The sequence below is a fragment of the Roseomonas sp. AR75 genome, from assembly GCF_005222815.1.
In the GTDB taxonomy this organism is placed as follows: domain Bacteria; phylum Pseudomonadota; class Alphaproteobacteria; order Acetobacterales; family Acetobacteraceae; genus Falsiroseomonas.
In genome coordinates this window covers 454610-472103 of the sequence record NZ_STGB01000004.1, presented here as the reverse complement: position 1 = coordinate 472103, position 17494 = coordinate 454610, and the positions used below count along the sequence as shown (strand labels likewise).

Below are 17494 nucleotides of genomic sequence, written 5' to 3'. Positions count from 1 at the left end.
GCGTCAGACATGCCCCCGGGCCGACGGCGCAACGCCGTCGGGGGCGGGAAGGTTCCGGGTGCGACGCCCGGGCGCGAACGCCTCAGGAGTGGCCGTCGCGCTCCGCCTGGGACTGCGCTGCCAGGGCGCGGGCCATCTGGCTCAGCGCCTCCTGGTGCTTCTCGTTGTCGATCAGCGCGAAGTTGCGGGCCAGCTCCAGGCACATCCGCTGGCGCGGGCTGCTTTCCTGCGCATCGCTGTCGGGCGTCAGACCCTCGAAGAACCAGGATACCGGCACGCCGAGCACCTGACCGATCTCGAACAGCCGGCCGGCGGAGATCCGGTTCAGCCCGCGCTCGTATTTGTGCGCCTGCTGGTAGGTCACGCCGATCATCTTGGCCAGCTGCTGCTGGGACAGGCCCATCATCACGCGGCGTTCCCGGATGCGGGCGCCGACGTGGCGATCCGCTGCGTTCGCACGCTGCCCAGGCCTCTCCGATGAGGCATTCGTGCCGGCACGCCGCTCCATGTCGGGTGTGGCCATATTCTTGTTTCCCCTACCCGGGTGAACTTCCCCGCTTCGAATGTCTGACATGGACACGCGTTCGACCAAAACGCGCATGAAAAGCGCGTGAGTTTCGCCTGCGCCGCTCATTCGGCGGGTCTGTTACCATCACGAGTTCGCCATTGAAACCGCAAAGGCTATCCAAACAGAGGCTTCCATAGCCTGACGGTTGCACCGAGCAGGATCAGCCCCTGCGCGCAGACCAGGAAGGTCGCGGTCGAGGCGCCGAACAGTTCCGCCAGCACACCGACCTGCAGGAAGCCCAGCAGACCCGTGCCGATGGCGGTGGAGAGGACACCAAGGGCGCGGCTGCGCTGTTCCGGCGGCGCGGAGAGGTAGATCAGCGTCGCCTGCATGGTGGCGAATCCAGCGCCGCCGATCCCGACCCCCACCAGCAGCGCGCCGGCAAGGACGGGCGTCGGCGACAATGCGAATGCACACATCATACCGAGATAGAGAATCGTGCCACCCAGATAGATCGCCGCGTGCCGCCGCTGCGCCGCGAGCACGCCCAGCAGCATCGCCCCTGCCAGTGCCCCCACGCCATCCATGCTGGCGAGCACGCCGACGCCTTCCGGCCCCAGCCCGAGCCGGTCCTGGCCGATCACCGGAATCATGCTGCCGCAGGGCCAGGCGGAGAGGTTGAACACCACCGTGATCAGAAGGACCGCCCGCAGGCGCGGATGGCGCAGCGCGAAGCGGAAGCTCTCCCGCATCTCGTGCACAACGCCATGGCCGCGCGCCCGCTCCGCGACGGTGCCGACGCCGAGGCCGGCCGCCGCGACGATCGCCACCAGATAGAGCGCGAAGGACAGGCCGAAGGCCGCGCCCGGCCCGTAGAAGGCGAGCAGCGTGCCGCCCAGCGCCGGCCCGGCGACGCGGCTCGCGTTGTTGGCCAGCACGTCGAAGGACATCGCCTGGCCCATCCGCGCGGCGCCTACCGCCTCGCCGATCAGCATGCGCCGCACCGGGTTGTCGGTGGCCCAGCCGAAGCCGCCGATCAGGCTGGCGAGCGCGATCTGCCACACCGCCGGCGTGCCGAACATGCCGGAGACCGCCAGCGCCCCCACCGCGGCGCCCTGCAGGGCCAGCACCGCACGCAGCGCGCCGCGGCGCGGCACGCGGTCGGCCAGAACGCCGAGGAAGGCGCCGAAGACGCCCATCGGCAGCATGCGCAGCAGGGTCATCGCGGCGACGAGGAAGGCGGAGCCGGTGACCTCGAAGACGATGACGCCGATAACCAGCATCTCGAGCCAGCGCGCCACCGACAGCACCAGGCCGACCAGCAGGAGGCGCCGGAAGTCCGGCACCGCCAGGACGCGGCGCCCCTGCGCGGAATCCAACGTTTCCACCCGTTCCGTATCGCGCCGGAGCTTCGCAGGCGCGGCGCGCCGGCTCAAGCCTCAGCCCGGCACGGTGTCGGCCTGGACGATGCGGCCATCCTCCATCGCGACGATGCGGTCGGCGATGTCGAGGATGCGCGGGTCGTGGGTGACGAGCAGGATCGCGACGCCGCGCGACTTGGCGAGCTCACGCAGCAGCTGCACCACCTCCTGCCCGCTGGCCTTGTCGAGCGCGGCGGTCGGCTCGTCGGCCAGGATCAGGCCGGGATCGGCGGCCAGCGCGCGCGCCACCGAGACGCGCTGCCGCTGCCCGCCCGAGAGCTTCGCCGGGACGCGATCCTCATGGCCCTGCAGCCCGACCGCGCCGAGCAGCGCGCCGGCGCGCGCCAGCCGCTGCCGCTCGCCGACGGCGCCATCCTGTTCCAGCGCCATCGCGACATTCTGGCGCGCGGTGAGGAAGCCGAGCAGGTTGTGGTTCTGGAAGATGAAGCCGATGCGCCGGCGGAGCTTCACGCGCAGCGTCTCCGGCGCGTCGCGCAATTCCTCGCCCAGCACGCGCGCGCTGCCCTCCTGCATCGCGCGCAGCGCGCCGATCAGCGTCAGCAGCGTGGTCTTGCCGCTGCCGGAGGGGCCGGTGAGCAGCACGATCTCGCCGCTGCGCACCTGCAGGTCCACGTTGCGCAGCACGGGCCGGCGCAGCTCGCCTTCGCCATACGCATAGGACACGCCGCGGAGCTCGACGGGGGTCATGCGTGCTGCCGAGCCCTCCGCCGCAGTGCGGGGGAGGGTTGGGCGGGGGCATGTCCGCCCTGCCGCCTCATCAGAACATGTCCGCGGGGTTCGCATCCCGCAGCTTGCGCACGGCCAGCAGCCCGGCCAGCGCGCACATGGTGAAGATCATGCCGAACACCAGCGCGCCCAGCGGCAGGTCGAGGCGCAGCGGCAGGAAGGTGGCGTCGGCCACGACGCCGTACAGGAACCAGGACAGCGCAAGGCCGGGGATGAAGCCCGCCACCGCCAGGATCATCGCCGCGCCCAGCACGACGCGCGCCAGGTAGAAGCCGGAATAGCCCATCGCCTTCAGCGTGGCGTATTCCTTCAGGTGGCTGGCGATGTCGCTGAACAGGATCTGGTAGACGATCACCATCCCCACCACGAGGCCCATCAGGCTGCCGAAGGCGAAGATGAAGCCGATCGGCGTCGCCTCCTCCCAGTAGCGGCGCTCATGCGCCTGCAGCTCGGCCTGGGTCAGCACCATCACATCCTCGGGCAGCACCGCGCGCAGCCGCTGCTGCGCCTGCGCGATGTCCGTGCCGGGCCGCAGCCGGATCGCGACCAGGTCCACCGCCGCAACCTGGCGGTCCTTCGCGACGCGGCGGAAATTCACTTCCGACAGCACCACGTTGCCGTCGGCGCCGAAGGAGGGGCCGATCTCGATCAGCCCGACCACATCCATCCGGCGGTTGCCGATCTCCGCCTCGATCGGCGCGCCGCGCTCCGCCAGCATCGCCGCGATCGGACCGAATTCCGGGCGGGAGCTGCGGTCGAAGGCGACGGTGTCGGCGCGCTTGAGCTGGTCCACCAGCGGCGCGAGGCCCGGAAATTCCAGCACGCCGGCGGCCACGTCCACGCCGATGAGCTGGATGGTCCGTCGCGTGCCGCTTTCCGGATTCCGCCAGGTCGCCTGCGCCAGGTAGACCGGCACGGCGCGCTCCACCTCCGGCAGCGCCAGCGCCTGCTGCGCGCGCACGCGCGGCAGCGGCTCTGGCCGGAAGCTCGCGAGCGTCAGCGGGTGCATCAGGAACAGGTCGCCGCGCATGCTGCCGATCAGGTTCGTGGCGCTCTCGAACAGCGCGCCGCGGAAGCCGAGTTGCATGAACACCAGCACGCAGGCGAAGAGCACGCCGGCAATGGCGGAAGCGAGCCGCGCCTTCTCGGCGCGCAACTGCCGCCAGGCCAGGCGGAAGGCGAGCAGTGTCGAACCGAGGAAGCCGGGGCCGCGGCGCGGCGCGGGGGCGGCGGGCGCAGGCTGCGTCTCCCCGGTGCGCTCGGGCGCCCAGGGCAGCAGCGCGGCGGGGCGAGGCACCTCGTTCACGGCCGGATCGCCACCTGGACCTGCATGTTGGACCGGCGCGCCAGCGCGGCCGCCGCGTCCGGCGCCAGGCCCAGCCGCACCTCCACGGTGCGCGCATCCACCGCGGCCACCGGATCGGTGCCGGCCTGCGTCGTGCGCCGCACCTGCCAGCCGATCTCCCGCACCGTGGCGGGGAAGCGTTCCGGCTCGCCCGGCACCACCACCTCCGCCGGAGCGCCCAGGCGCAGCCGCGGCAGGTCGGTCTCATAGACATCGGCGACGACATCCATGCGGGAGAGGTCGGCGATCTCCAGCACGCCGTCGGTGCCAGCGCGCTCGCCGGTGCGGGCAATGACGCGGATCACGGTGCCGGCGATCGGTGCGGTCAGCCGCGCCAGCGCAGCCTCGGCCCGCGCGCGGCCGAGCGCGGCCTCGGCCGCGTCCAGTTCGGCCTCGGCCAGGGAGACATCCTCGGGGCGGGGATGCAGCAGCGTCTCCAGCACGGCCTCGGCTTCCGCGCGCTCGGCGCGCGTGCGGTTGGCCAGGAAGCGCGCGCGTTCCGCCACGGCCTCTGCGCCGGCGCCGCTGCGTTCCAGCCGCTCGGCGCGCTCCGCCTCGCGCCGCGCGCTGGCCTCGGCGTTGCGCAGCGCCTCGATGCGCGCCTTCTGGGCGTCGATCTCGGCCGGACGGCCGGCGGCGCGGGTGCGGTCCAGCTTTGCGCGCGCCTGCGCCACCTGTGCCGCGGCCTGCTGCACGGCGGCATCGCGCAGCGGCGCCTCGCTGAACTCGGCGAGGACCTGGCCGGCCTCGACCCGGTCGCCTTCCGCCACGAGCAGGCGGGCGATGCGCGAGGTTTCGAGCCCCGGCCCCGGCGCAAGCCGCAGGATGCGCGATGCCGGCTCGACCCGGCCCAGCGCGCCGACGCCGATCGGCGCGGCGGGCGCGGCAACCGGCGCGGGCGTGCGCTCGGCCTCGCCATCGCGCATCCAGACGAATCCGGCCCCGGCGGCCGCCGCGAGCAGCGCGGCGCCGAGCAGAAGGCGCGCGCCGCGCGTCATGTCGCCCCCGCGAGCAGCCGCTCCAGCACGCCGCGCATCGCCGCGCGCTGGGCGTCGCTCGGCGCATACAGGCGGAAGATGCGCGCCATGAACATGCCATCCGCGGCGGCGTGGATCGCCTCGCCAACGCCCGGCGGCAGGCCGTCCGCGGCGTTGTCGTCCCGCATGCGGGCGATCACCGCACGGATCGGATCCAGCAGCGCAGGGTCGTGGTGGAACGCCGCGAGGAAGATCGCCGCGGCGCGGTCATGCCGCTCGTTGCAGGACCGCTCGCCGTCGCCGAAGCCCCATTCCAGGTTGGCACGCGCGACCCGGCCGGGGCCGGGCGGCTGCGCCTCGACGCAGGCGGCGTATTCGCCTTGCATGAACTCGGCCAGGCGCGCCAGCAGCGCCGCCAGCAGCGCCTCCTTAGAGGCGAAATGGTAGAGCAACCCGCCCTTGGAGACACCCGCGTCGCGCGCCGCCGCTTCCAGCGTCAAGCCAGCGACGCCGCGCGCCTGGATGATCGCCTCGGCGGCGTCGAGCACGCGGGTGCGGACATCGGGCGGGGGGTGGGCGGGGCCGTCCGTCATGGCCTTCACCTATACCGTCCGGACGGTTCGTCAAGCACAAACCGTCCGGACGGTATAGTGGCGCGGCACGCAGCGGCTGCTATGGTTTCTCCATGCGGATCGCGCTGCTCACCCTGCCCTCGGTGATGAGCGCGGATGCGTGCCTGACCTTCGCCGAGGCCGCGGCCGGGCGGCTTGCCCTGATCGGCCTGTCCAATCCGCACCGCGCCGCGATGGGCGGCGCCGCCGGCCAGGCGCGGCGGCACCTCGCGCGCTCCGGGCCGCGCATCCTGCCTTACCTGGCGCTCGGATTCGGACCCGCAGGCGGTGCGGCCGGCCTCCGGCGGCTGGCGCCGGCGGTCACGGTCGATGACGTGAACGGCCTGGCGATGCACCAGGCGCTGCGCGCGGCGCGGCCGGACCTGATCGTCACCCTGCATTTCGACCAGATCCTGAGCGCCGAGACGCTCGCCTTGGCGCCGCTCGGCGGCATCAACATGCACCCCGCGCTGCTGCCGCGGCATCGTGGCCCGATCCCGGCCTTCTGGGCGCTGGCCAAGGGCGAGGGCCGCGCCGGGGTCAGCATCCATCGGCTGACGCCGCGCATCGATGCGGGCGCGGTGCTGGCGCAGCGCGCGGTGACACTGCCGCCGGGCGTGTCGGCGCTGGCGGCCGCGCGCCTGCTGCACCTGGCGGGCGTGCCGCTGCTGCAGGACGTCGTCGCACGCCTCGCTGCCGGCGAGGCCGTGGCGGGCCAGGAAGCGCCGGAGCTGCCCTACTGCCCCTTCCCGGATGGACAGGCGCTGCAGGCGGCGGCGCGGCGCGGCGTGCGCCTCGTGACGTGGCGCGATCTCCGGCTGTTCTGGTCCCGGCCTTCCGGTTGACCCTGGCCCGGGGGGGTGCCAATGCCGCAGGGCCGATGCAGTTCTCTCAGACCCCCGCCGCGCGGCGCTGCTTCCTGTTCCTGCAGGGACCGATCAGCCCGTTCTTCGCGGAGGTCGCCGCTGGCCTTGCGTCGCTCGGCCACGAGATCCACCGGATCAACCTGAACTTCGGCGACAGCCTGCTCTGGCGCGGCGCGCCGGGCCGCGTGGAGGACTTCCGGGCACGTCCGGCAGCGTGGGCGGACCATGTCGCAACCTATCTCGACACGCATGGCGTGACCGATCTCGTGCTGCTGGGCGAGCAGCGCGACTACCACCGTGCCGCCATCGCCGCGGCGCATGCGCGGCGCATCGCGGTGACGGTCACCGATTTCGGCTATTTCCGTCCGGACTGGATCACGCTGGAGCGCGACGGGATGGGCGGCGACAGCCGCTTCCCGCGCAGCCCCGCCGCGATCCGCGCCCTGGCGGCCGCGCTGCCGCGCGCCGACCTTGCGGAGCGGATGAAGGACGACTTCCCCCGCCAGGCGCGCTGGGACGTGACCTATCACCTCGCCAGCATGCTGCCCTGGCCCTTCCCGCACTATCGCAGCCACCATCTGCACCATCCGCTGGCGACCTACGCCGGCATCGGGCTGCGCCTGCTGCGGCGCGGGGCGGAACGGGCCGAAGGCGCGCGGGCGCTGGAGGCGGTGGGCGCGGCGCCCTTCTGGGTCTTCGCCATGCAGATGGAGACCGATTTCTCCATCCGCGCCTATTCCCGCTATCGCGACATGGATGCCCCGCTCGCCGACGTCTTCCGCTCCTTCGCCGCAGGCGGGCCGCGCGAGGGGCATCTGATCGTGAAGGTGCATCCGCTCGATCCCTGCCTGAAGCGCTGGGGCAGGCGGGTGCCGGCGCTGGCGGCCGCGGCGGGGCTGACCGGGCGTGTGCACCTAGCGCATCACGGGGAGCTGGACGCGATGCTGGCGCGATCGCGCGGACTGGTGACGGTGAACAGCACGGTGGGGCTGCGGTCGATCGTGCTGGACCGCGCGACCAAGGCGCTCGGCAAGGCGGTGTGGGACGTGCCCGGGCTGGCGCATCAGGGCGCGCTCGACGATTTCTGGGTGGAGGGCACGCCGCCCGACCCGGCGCTGCGCGAGGATTTCCTCGCCGCGCTGCAGGCGACGACGCAGATCCGCGGCGTGTTCTACGCGCCGCAGGGCCGCGCCCTGGCTGTGGCGGAGACCGTCAGGCGCCTGCACGAAGGCCGCGTCGGCGTGCCGGAGCTTGCCGTGGGCGAGACCGACTGACCGAGTGCGGTCAGCGCAGGACGCGCGCGATCTCCTCCCGCAGCGCCGCGGCCATGCCGTCCCAGTCATTCAGCCGCGCCCCCGCCGCGCGCGCGGCCTCGGCGAACGCCGCATGCGCGGCGGGATCGAGCAGGCGCGCCATGGCGGCGGCGAGCGCGGCGGGCTCGGGCGGCACCAGCAGCCCGGCGCCGCTGCCGCGAAGCTGCTCCGCAAGACCGCCGACATCGGTCGCGACCACGGGCACGCCGCAGGCCAGCGCCACTGGCAGCACGCCGGACTGGCTCGCCTCCCGATAGGGCAGCACCAGCAGCCGCGCGCCGGCGACGAGGCCCGCCATCTCGGCATCCGGGACCCAGCGCTGTTCCAGGGTGACGCCGGGCAGCGCGGCCAGGCCAGGGGCCAGTGCCTCCGCATCGCCCTCCCCCACGACGCGCAAGGTCGCGCCGGGATGCGCCGCGCGCAGCGCCGGCCAGGCGTCGCGCAGCAGGTCGAGGCCCTTGTAGCGGCGGAAGCGGCCGAAGAAGAGCACGTCGGCGCGTTTCTCCGTCGGCGCGACATCGAAGGGCAGCAGCGCGCCGAGGGGAAGGCGGATCAGCCTCAGGTCGGGCCGCCGCGCCGCGACCGCCTGCGCCACGGCGTCGCTGAACACGATGGCGGCGCGCGCGGCCTCCAGTTCGCGTCGCAAGCGCCAGTCGAACAGCACCGCGGGATCGCCGGGGTGCGGCACGGCGTCGTGGATCGCCGGGATGAAGGCGAGGCCGGCGCGGGTGAGGGCGGGCGCGACGAAGGGCGTCCAGGGATGCGCCATGGCGGAGACGACGACAGGCGTTTCCTGTTCCCGCGCGAAGCGCGACAGGCCAGCGGCCAGCCCGGGCACGCGCGCGAAGCCTGCGACGAAGCCGGCGACGCCGTTGTACGTGGACACCTCCTGCCGCGGCACGGATATCCCGCGAAACAGATCGATCAGCTCGTTCTGGCGCGAAACGGAGAGGGCCAGACCGCCCGGCGCCAGCGCGCGCGCGAGGCTGAGCGCGAATTGCGCGCCGCCGCCGCGCCGCCCCCAGAACCACAGCAGGATGCGCGTCATGCCGGCATCCCCAAGCGCCGCAGCAGCGCGACATAGGAGCCCGCATCCCAATGCGTGGCCGCATAGGCTGCCGCGGCCGCGCCGAGCCTTCCGCGCAGCACCGCATCGTCGCGCAGGCGGCGCAGTGCCTGCGCGGCGGCATCGAGATCCGGCTCCGCCCAGCGCATCTGCGGATGGTGATAGGTGCGCTGCGGGTCCTCTGCGGGCACCAGATGCGAGGGCACCGGCACGCCGATCGCCTCGGTGAGGAAATCCGCCGTGCCGGACCACTGCGTGGCGACCGCCGGCACGCCGCGCCGCATCGCTTCCGCGATGGTCAGGCCGAAGCCCTCCGCGCGGTGCAGGGAAAGCAGCACATCGGCTTCCGCGTACAGCGCCTCCATGCCGGCCTCGTCGAGGGTGACGTCGCGCAGCTCGATGTTCGGCGCGGCGGCGAGTGCGCGCAGCCGCGCGGCTTCCTCGGGCAGCGTCGCCAGGCGCTGCGTCTTCACGATCAGCCGCGCGCCGGGATCCTCGCCGAAGGCCTGACGGAAGGCGGCGATGGTGCCCTCGGGATTCTTGCGCGACAGGCTGGAGGCGGCATCCAGCACGCAGAGCACCGTGAAGGGCGCGCCCGGCGCCCGCGGTGCGCGCGGCGGCACGGGCGACAGCGCCACGGGATGCGGCACGACATGCACCGGCCGGCCGCCTGCGATGGGCGCGATGGCCTCCGCCGTGAAGCGGCTTGGCACCCAGATCTCGTGCACGAGCTTCACCCCCAGCCGCCATTCCGCCGGCACCTGCGGCAATTCCCAGGCCCAGTAGCCGATCACGCGCCGGCCCGCGACGCGCCGGCGCCCGAGGGCCAGCAGGGCGAGCCCCATCAGGGGCGCGTTCACATGCAGGATCAGCGTGCCCTGGCCGGGCGGTGGCGCGGCGTCGGCCGCCGGCAGGGGCAGCGCCGCGGTCTGGCGCAGCGCCTCCGTGATGTCGAAGGCGGCGCTCGGCACGCCGGCGGCGCGCAGGGCGCCGAGGCACAGCCGCGCCGACTGGCCGAGGCCCGACGCCGTGCGCAAGGCGCCGACGACGATGGGCGGCGGCGTCGGCGGGGCGCCGCGGGCGAGGCGCGGCGCGGCGAGCGCGGTGGCGCGGAACAGCGCCGCCCGGCGCAGGCCATAGGGCAGGCGCTGCCAGACCTGTCGGTGCAGGAAGCCGATCATCCCGCCCTCATTGCCGCCGGCGGCGGAAAAGCCAAGGCGGGTAGCTTAACCGCCGCTTCATCGCGCAGGGCGCAGAAGCCAGGGATGACCGCGGGCAGCCTGCCGGACAGCCGCATCACCTGGCGCTTCCTGGCCCATGGGGGCGATTCCTGGGGCGGCACCCTGATCGCCGACACCGGCCTCCACGACGCCGGCGACACCCTGCCCGGCGCGTTCGGCACCTACACGATCCTGACGGTGGAGGATCAGGGCATCGACCTCTCGGCCCTGGGGCTCGAGGACGGGCAGGTCTTCGTGGACTGGTACTGGGATGTCCAGACGGCGCAGTTCCTGGCGACGCGGAACGGCGCCGGCACCGCCGCGGGCGCGGCCGGTCTCGGCAGCGAGCAGGACTTCGCCTGGACGGGGCTGGCCTGGATGGCGTTCGGGATGGCGGGCGCGCAGCAGGCCGATGCGGCCCTGGTCGCCGCGGATGCGCGCTTCACCTGGGTGTTCGAGGCGAATTCCGGCGATCGCTGGGGCGGCGTGCTGTACGACCTCGCGGCCAGCTTCGATGTCGGCAGCACCCTGGCCACGGCGCATGGGCTGTATCGTATCACGGGGGAGGATTCGCTGGGGGGCGAGGCGGCCGCGGCCGGCAGCGTGCGGCTGACGGGCGACTACTTCGACAATGCCAGCGGTCTGCAATTCAGCATCGCCGACGCGGATGGCAGCCAGGAGCATGGCAGCGCCGGTCTCGGCAGCGAGGCTGGCGCGGCGTGGAACGGCGCCGTCTGGGTGCCCTTCGGGCAGGGCGGCGGGCTGCAGGCCGATCCGCCGGCGGGTCCGCGCCTCGCGCTCTCGGAATTCGGCTTCGTTGCCGGCAGCTGGAGCGCCCAGAGCCAGTATCCGCGTGGCGCCGCGGATGTGAACGGCGACGGAAGGGCCGACATCTTCGGCTTCGGCAATGCCGGGATGTGGGTGTCGCTCGCCAATGCATCGGGTGGCTTCGATGCGCCTTATCTCGCGGTGTCGAATTTCGGCTTCGTCGCCGGAAGCTGGCTCAGCCAGGACCTCTATCCCCGCAGCGTCACCGACGTGGATGGCGACGGCCTGGCGGATGTGGTGGGTTTCGGCAATGCCGGCGTCTGGGTGGCGCTGGCCGACGGGATCGGCGGTTTCGAGCCGATGCGCCTGGTGCTGAACGGCTTCGGCTACCAGGCCGGGTCGTGGCTCAGCCAGGATCGCTTCCCGCGCGCCATGGCGGATGTGAACGGGGACGGACGGGCGGATGTCGTCGGCTTCGGCAATGCCGGTGTCTGGGTGGCGCTGGCCGACGGGACCGGCGGCTTCGGCCCGATGCGGCTGGCGCTGGACGCCTTCGGCTTCGTGGCCGGAAGCTGGGAGAGCCAGGACAACTTCCCGCGCGGCATGGCCGACGTGAACGGCGACGGGCTGGCCGATGTGTACGGCTTCGGCAATGCCGGGGTCTGGATCGCACTGGCCGATGGCGCCGGCGGCTTCGAGGCCTCGCGCCTCGTCCTGGGCGCCTTCGGGCGGCAGGCCGGGAGCTGGGAGAACGGCAACCTGTTTCCGCGGCAATTGGCCGACATGAACGGCGACGGGCTGGCCGACGTGGTGGGGTTCGGTAATGCCGGCGTCTGGGTGGCGCTGGCCGACGGGACCGGCGGCTTCGAGGATCCGGTGCTTGCGGTCGAGGGCTTCGGCGTCGTGGCCGGAAGCTGGGAGAGCCAGGACCGCTATCCACGACTTGCGGCCGACGTTACCGGCGACGGCCGGGCGGAGGTGATCGGCTTCGGCAATGCCGGCGTGTGGATCGAAGCGGTGCTCAGCCTCGGCTGAGATCGGTGACGATCCGATCCGCGTGGTGGACCAGGTAGCCGTCGAGCCGGTCGACATGGGCCGCCACCGCATCCTCGACCTGCGCGACGATCGACTCGGCGCTGTGGCGCAGCGCCGCCTCCTGCCCTGCGCGCGCCGCACCGAGCTCCGCGCGTGCCGCGCCGAGTTCCGCGCGCGCCGTGCCGAGTTCCGCCCGCAGCGCACCGACTTCGCCACGCAGCCCGGCGGCGGCGTCCGCAAGCTGGGCAAGCTGCGCCTCGAGCTGCATCAGCCGCGCGCGCGTCTCCTGCCGCCCGAGGAGGCGGGACAGCCAGCGCCTCATGCGACGCTACGCTCGGCGAGCGGCTCGCGCATCGCGGGGCCCAGCATGGCCGCCCATTGCCGTTCGGCGAGCGCGGTGTCGAACTGGGCCACGATGCGCGGCTGCGCAGCCCGGATCGCCTCGGTCAGCGCCTGATCGCCGGCCATCAGGCGCAGCGCCTTCTCCCGCATCTCCGCGACATCCGCACAGGCAGCCGGTCCGCCGCCCCCGGCCAGGACGTCGCAGAGCGCGCCCCGCCGGTAGAGCACGGGCGTGCCGACGATCATCGCCTCGATCGGCGCGTAGTGGACATGGCGCGGCTCCGTCGATGGATAGACCATCACCGGCGCGGCGGCGTACAGGGCCATCAGCGCCGCGTCGGTCAGGTTGGGCAGGATCGCGGGGTCCGGGATGGTTTCCGTCTGCCGGCCGAAGATGCGCAGCGGCAGGTCGCCGAAGTCGCGGCGGATGGCGTCGTACAGCTCCCGATAATAGCCCTCCTGCTGGATGCCCGGGCAGTAGGCGATCACCTCGGCGCCGCGCCCCGTCCAGCTCTCGGCCTCGGCATAGATCCGTTCGGGCAGCGGCACCGTCACCGTATGCGCACGCCGGGCGAGTTCGGGTGGCTCGATCTCGGCCAGATTGTCGAAGCCCTGGGCGAAGACGAAGGACTCGCCTCGGCGGCCGATCTCGTCCAGCAGCTCGGCATGGCCGAAATGCTCCAGGCCGCGGGCATAGGTGTTGGGATGCTGCAGTCCGAAGACGCGCATCGCGACAAGGCCGCGGAAATGCCGCACCGTCTCCCGCAGCGGCGTGATGAAGTTCGACATGGATGTCACCACGACATCGAAATGCGCATTCAGGATCTGGTGGATCGTCGGGCTCCAGCCGCGCCGGGACAGGCTCCGCCCGTAGAAGTCATGCGCATTGAGGACCGCGAGCGTCGCTTCGGGAAGGGTGAGCGACGCGTCGTAGTCATGCGTGACGACGCCGCTGCGGTAGGCATGCTCGGGCGGAATGATCTTCGGGATGAACACCTCGTAGCCGAGGCGGCGGAAGATCGGCACCTCCGCCGGCAACAGCGTGCGATGGTTGACGATCCAGACGAGCCGACGAGGCCGGTGAAGGATTGTCGGCATCGCCTCCTCATCCGCCGCGCCGTATCTCAGCCACGTGATGCCGGGTCGCAAATTGAGCGTCAAGGCGGCTGACGTCCCACCCCCTCGCTTGACTGAGGGCGGGCCGCGGCGCATGGCGGCCCCTCCGTGGAATCCTCGCCCGACAACCGCCGCATCCGACTGGCGATCATCCTCGCCGCCGAATGGCGCGGCGGCATGCTGCGCAACGCGCTGCTGCTCGCGCGGCTCTACGCCTCGCGCGCGTGGGAGGGGATCGGCACCGTCGAGGTCGTGGTCGCGCTGCCGCGGAGCGGCCCCTATGACTGGCAGGCGCTGCGCCGCTGGTGCCGGGAGGTCGGCGGCATCTCGATCCGCCCCTTCGCCTGGCGCCCGATGGCGGCCGATGCCGCACGGGTGATCCTGCCGGAGGCGCTGGTGCCGCCCGGCGCGGCGCCGGTGCTGCTGCCGGATGACGGGGGCCGCGAGCTGCGCGATGCCGATGCCTGGCTGTTCTTCGCCTCGCACGGGCACGCGCGGATCCCCTGGCTGCGCCCCACCGCGGTGTTCTGCGCCGACCTGTTGCCGCGGCGCGTCGCGGCGGCGCATGGCGGGCCGCACGGGTTCGGCGACCGCTCGACCCTGGCGGAGGCGATGATCGGCTGGCGCCGTGCGCGCTGCGCCTTCGCGACAACCCCGACCACGCATTCGGACCTGGTGAGCTATGCGGGGGTGCATCCCGACCGCGCCGTGCTGGCCCCGCTGCAGACCGAGGCGGCGATGCCCGAGACGGAGATCGTACTGCCGCCGGCGGGGTCCGAGCCCGGCATCCTCTGGGTGACGAACCGCCAGGCGCACAAGAACCACCTTGCCGCCGTCGCAGCGCTGCGCGGCTATGTCAGCCGCGGCGGCGGGCTCGACATCACCGTCTGCGGCGTCAGCAGCCGCGCGCTGGACCCGGCCACCGGCAGCGACCATCCCGGCGCCCGCGCCCTGGCCGACGCGCCGGAGGTGCTGGCGCGGATGCACTTCGTGGGCGAGCCGCCCGACCCGACCTATCGGCGCCTCGTCGCCTCGAAGGGCGTGCTCTGGCACAACGTGCTGGCCGACAACGGCACCTTCGCCGCCTTCGACGCGGCCATGGCCGGCGCCCATCTGGTCAGCAGCGACTACCCGCCGATGCGCCACATCTGCGACCGGCACGGGGTGGCGGCGCTGTTCCACCCGGCACGCGATCCCGACGCCGCCGCGACCGCGCTGCTGGAGGCGGAGCGCCGGCTGCGCGCCGGCATCGCGCCCGGGCACGACCTGCGGCCGACGTCGGAAGCCGATCTCGTCGCAGCCTATGGCGACATCCTCGGAAGGCTGATGGCACATGGCTGAGCCCTCGCGGGAACGCGTCGCGCTTGGCGTCTGGGTCGCCTGGGACTTTCCCGTCAATTTCGTGGGCGAAGGCATGAGCCGCCTCCTCGCCATGCTGGTCGAGGGCGCGGCACAGAGCGGGCGGGTGGTGCTGCATGTCTGCGTCCGGCCCATGAACGAAGCGGCGGCGCGGGCCATGCTGGGGGCGCTGCGCGCGCGCGAAGGCACGGACTGGACGCTCAGCACGATCGAGCAGGTCGCCCTGCCGGCGCCGGAGCCGCCGCTACCCCCGCCGGCACCGGCCGAGCCACCGCCGCCCGAGCTTCCGCAGGCCGCGCAGCGGCTTCTGGCCATGCCCGACAGCCGCATCGGCCTCGGCCTCTTTGCCGCCGGGGTGCTCGCCACACCGCTGCTCGCCCTGCGCGCCCTGCTGCGCCCCTTCTGGCGGTTCGGCGTGCGGAGCGGCCTTGGCCTGGCAATGGCCGCCCGGCGCGATCCGGTTGCCGTGGCGCCCGAGATCGCGATCGGCATCCGGCGGCTGCGCCTGCCACCCTTTCCGCGCCTTGCGGAGGGGCTGGCCGCCTGGGCGGCGCAGCGTGAGGCGGAGCGGCGCGCCGAGGCGATGCCGATCGCCGACGAACCGCCGGCGATCCCCGGCCGGTCGCCCGACCCGACCGCGTCACCGGAGGGGCCATCCTGGGAGGTGCGCGGCCTTGACCCCGGCGGCGTCGACGCCTGGCTCAGCCTGATGGCCAACATGGTGGTGCCGGAGAGCATACCCGGGCGCCGCGCCATGCTGTTGCCGGATGCGATGATGGTGGATTTCAGCTCCACCTGGAATCCTCACGACCTGGGACCGGACGGCCCGATCACCGGATGGTTCCCCGCGGTGCGCCACAACCTGCAGGTCTGCGAGGCGATCCTGACCTTCTCGGAACACGTCGCCCGGCGGCATGCGGTTGCGGCGCTGGGTGCCGACCCGCGACGGTTGCGCATCGTGCCGCACGCGCCGCCCGACCTGCGCCACGCGCTTCCCTTCCTGGAGCCGGACGGCATCCGTACGGCCGCGAGCCGTCGGGCCGCCGCCGCCATGCTGCGCCGCCATGCCGGCCTTCGGGGCTGGGATTATCTTGCCGACTTCCCGCTGGAACACGTGGACTACATCGCGGTCTCCACGCAGGAACGGCCGAGCAAGAACATCCCCGCGGTCATCGAGGCGCTGCGCATCCTGGTCCAGGAGAGGTTCGGCGCGCTGAAGCTCCTGATGACGACCGCGCTGATCGATGACCCGGCCACGCCCTTCCTGCGCAGTCATGGACTGATCCGGGAGCACGGGCTGGTGCTCGACGCCTTCTCGGTGCCGCGGCTTCCCGATGCGGAGCACGCGGCCTTCTATCATGCGGCCGCGCTCACGGTGCATCCCGCCTTCTTCGAAGGCGGCGACGCGCCCTTCCCGTTCTCCGAATCGGTCAGTGTCGGCACGCCCTGCGTGCTGGCCCGCGGCCCGCACACCGAGGAACTGCTCGCGCGCTATCCGGAGCTGGCCCCCTATGTCTTCGATCCCCACGATGCGGAGGCGCTGGCCGACCTGATCCTGCGGACCATCGCCGGGCGCGATGCGGCGTTCGCGGTCCAGCAAGGCGTGCATGAGCGCATGCGCCATCGGAGCTGGGGGCAGGTGGCCGAGGAATACGCCGCAGCGGCGTCCGGCGTGGAGCTGGTTCCGGTTCGCCGGCTTGCCGACTGAACGGCCGCACCCTGCCGGGTCCCGGGTCGCGTCCGTGACCGCAGGTCTGGCCTTGGGACGCCATGCCGTCTAATCCAGGCGCCCGCATCGCAATGAAGGCGAGGTTCATGCCCCGCGCACTCATCACCGGCATCACAGGCCAGGACGGCGCCTATCTCTCGCAGCTCCTGCTGGAGAAGGGCTACGAGGTGTCCGGCCTGCTGCGTCGTTCCGCCTCGGCCGAGGTCATGGGGGAGCGGCTGCGCTGGCTCGGCGTGCAGGACCGGGTGCGCATGGTGGATGGCGACCTGATGGACCTCTCCTCCATCATCCGCGCCATCCAGGAGGTGAAGCCGGACGAGGTGTACAACCTCGGCGCGCAGTCCTTCGTGAAGACCTCCTGGGACCAGCCGCTGCTGACCGGCAACGTCACGGCCATGGGCGCGCACAACGTGATCGAGGCGGTGCGCCTGGCCGCACCGGAGGCGCGCTTCTATCAGGCCTCCTCCTCCGAGATGTTCGGCAAGATCCAGCAGCAGCAGCAGAGCGAGAAGACGCCCTTCTATCCCCGCAGCCCCTATGCGGTGGCGAAGCTCTACGCGCACTGGATCACCGTGAACTACCGCGAGAGCTTCGGGATGCACGCGTCCTCCGGCATCCTGTTCAACCACGAGAGCCCGCTGCGCGGCATCGAGTTCGTGACGCGCAAGGTCACGGACGGCGTCGCGCGGATCAAGCTCGGCCTGGCGAAGGAGTTGCCGATGGGCAACCTCGACGCCACGCGCGACTGGGGCCATGCGAAGGACTATGTCCGCGCGATGTGGCTGATGCTGCAGCAGGAGGCGCCGGACGATTACGTCGTGGCGACCGGGCGCACCATCAGCGTGCGCGAGATGTGCCGCGTCGCCTTCGCCTGCGCCGATCTCGACTACCAGGATTTCGTCACGGTGGATGCGCGCTTCATGCGCCCGGCCGAGGTGGACGTGCTGCATGGCGATCCCGCCAAGGCGAAGGCGAAGCTGGGCTGGGAGCCGACCATCAGCTTCGAGCAGATGATGGCCGAGATGGTGGAAGCCGACATCGCGCGCCACCAGTCGCGCATGCGCTGACGCA

The 17494-nt window shown here is 72.5% G+C and carries 16 protein-coding genes; 6 read left to right on the top strand and 10 right to left on the bottom strand.

The features are described from left to right. Positions 1-82 precede the first annotated feature (82 nt). From E4T13_RS16315 to E4T13_RS16290, 6 genes are all read right to left on the bottom strand, one after another. Positions 83-508, bottom strand: a complete 426-nt coding sequence (locus tag E4T13_RS16315) for a helix-turn-helix domain-containing protein (RefSeq protein WP_137179992.1) — start codon at positions 506-508, stop codon at positions 83-85. Positions 509-681: 173 nt separating this feature from the next. After that, positions 682-1896: an MFS transporter gene (locus E4T13_RS16310; protein ID WP_170985029.1), complete on the bottom strand. Its 1215-nt coding sequence runs from the start codon at positions 1894-1896 to the stop codon at positions 682-684. Positions 1897-1947: 51 nt separating this feature from the next. Continuing rightward, complete coding sequence (locus tag E4T13_RS16305) at positions 1948-2637, bottom strand: ATP-binding cassette domain-containing protein (RefSeq protein WP_137179351.1); 690 nt, start codon at positions 2635-2637, stop codon at positions 1948-1950. Positions 2638-2707: 70 nt separating this feature from the next. Then, positions 2708-3982: an ABC transporter permease DevC gene (gene devC / locus E4T13_RS16300; RefSeq protein WP_240791161.1), complete on the bottom strand. Its 1275-nt coding sequence runs from the start codon at positions 3980-3982 to the stop codon at positions 2708-2710. Continuing rightward, positions 3979-5019 carry an efflux RND transporter periplasmic adaptor subunit gene (locus E4T13_RS16295; protein ID WP_137179350.1) on the bottom strand — a complete coding sequence of 347 codons (1041 nt, stop codon included), beginning with the start codon at positions 5017-5019 and terminating at the stop codon, positions 3979-3981. The genes devC and E4T13_RS16295 overlap by 4 nt, the downstream gene beginning before the upstream one ends. Next, positions 5016-5591 (bottom strand): TetR/AcrR family transcriptional regulator, encoded by a 576-nt coding sequence (locus E4T13_RS16290; RefSeq protein ID WP_137179349.1) that lies wholly within the window; start codon positions 5589-5591, stop codon positions 5016-5018. Before E4T13_RS16290 ends, E4T13_RS16295 begins: the two co-directional genes overlap by 4 nt. A gap of 92 nt (positions 5592-5683) precedes the next feature. On the opposite strand from E4T13_RS16290, the gene E4T13_RS16285 reads away from it, so the two are divergent. Together E4T13_RS16285 and E4T13_RS16280 are read left to right on the top strand one after the other, a co-directional pair. Next, positions 5684-6454 (top strand): formyltransferase family protein, encoded by a 771-nt coding sequence (locus E4T13_RS16285; protein WP_137179348.1) that lies wholly within the window; start codon positions 5684-5686, stop codon positions 6452-6454. 35 nt (positions 6455-6489) lie between these two features. Further along, positions 6490-7749 (top strand): capsular biosynthesis protein, encoded by a 1260-nt coding sequence (locus E4T13_RS16280; protein ID WP_137179347.1) that lies wholly within the window; start codon positions 6490-6492, stop codon positions 7747-7749. A 10-nt stretch (positions 7750-7759) separates the two neighbouring features. Here E4T13_RS16280 and E4T13_RS16275 read toward each other — a convergent pair whose 3' ends face one another. Together E4T13_RS16275 and E4T13_RS16270 are read right to left on the bottom strand one after the other, a co-directional pair. After that, positions 7760-8836 carry a glycosyltransferase gene (locus E4T13_RS16275; RefSeq protein ID WP_137179346.1) on the bottom strand — a complete coding sequence of 359 codons (1077 nt, stop codon included), beginning with the start codon at positions 8834-8836 and terminating at the stop codon, positions 7760-7762. Further along, positions 8833-10035 (bottom strand): glycosyltransferase, encoded by a 1203-nt coding sequence (locus tag E4T13_RS16270; RefSeq protein ID WP_137179345.1) that lies wholly within the window; start codon positions 10033-10035, stop codon positions 8833-8835. Before E4T13_RS16270 ends, E4T13_RS16275 begins: the two co-directional genes overlap by 4 nt. An 84-nt stretch (positions 10036-10119) precedes the next feature. Here E4T13_RS16270 and E4T13_RS16265 point away from each other — a divergent pair, with 84 nt between their 5' ends. After that, the gene (locus E4T13_RS16265; protein WP_137179344.1) at positions 10120-11877 is read left to right on the top strand and encodes a VCBS repeat-containing protein; all 1758 of its coding nucleotides are present in this window, start codon (positions 10120-10122) and stop codon (positions 11875-11877) included. Here E4T13_RS16265 and E4T13_RS16260 read toward each other — a convergent pair. Continuing rightward, positions 11864-12199 carry a hypothetical protein gene (locus tag E4T13_RS16260; protein ID WP_137179343.1) on the bottom strand — a complete coding sequence of 112 codons (336 nt, stop codon included), beginning with the start codon at positions 12197-12199 and terminating at the stop codon, positions 11864-11866. The genes E4T13_RS16265 and E4T13_RS16260 overlap by 14 nt on opposite strands. Next, on the bottom strand, positions 12196-13317 hold the full coding sequence (locus E4T13_RS16255; RefSeq protein WP_137179342.1) for a glycosyltransferase: 1122 nt from the start codon (positions 13315-13317) through the stop codon (positions 12196-12198). The genes E4T13_RS16260 and E4T13_RS16255 overlap by 4 nt, the downstream gene beginning before the upstream one ends. A gap of 126 nt (positions 13318-13443) precedes the next feature. Here E4T13_RS16255 and E4T13_RS16250 point away from each other — a divergent pair, with 126 nt between their 5' ends. The 3 genes from E4T13_RS16250 to gmd all read left to right on the top strand — a co-directional run bounded on the left by E4T13_RS16250 (position 13444) and on the right by gmd (position 17490). Further along, positions 13444-14676 (top strand): glycosyltransferase family 4 protein, encoded by a 1233-nt coding sequence (locus E4T13_RS16250; protein ID WP_137179341.1) that lies wholly within the window; start codon positions 13444-13446, stop codon positions 14674-14676. Continuing rightward, the gene (locus E4T13_RS16245) at positions 14669-16402 is read left to right on the top strand and encodes a glycosyltransferase (protein ID WP_137179340.1); all 1734 of its coding nucleotides are present in this window, start codon (positions 14669-14671) and stop codon (positions 16400-16402) included. The genes E4T13_RS16250 and E4T13_RS16245 overlap by 8 nt, the downstream gene beginning before the upstream one ends. A gap of 107 nt (positions 16403-16509) precedes the next feature. After that, complete coding sequence (gmd, locus tag E4T13_RS16240) at positions 16510-17490, top strand: GDP-mannose 4,6-dehydratase (RefSeq protein ID WP_137179339.1); 981 nt, start codon at positions 16510-16512, stop codon at positions 17488-17490. Positions 17491-17494 lie beyond the last annotated feature (4 nt).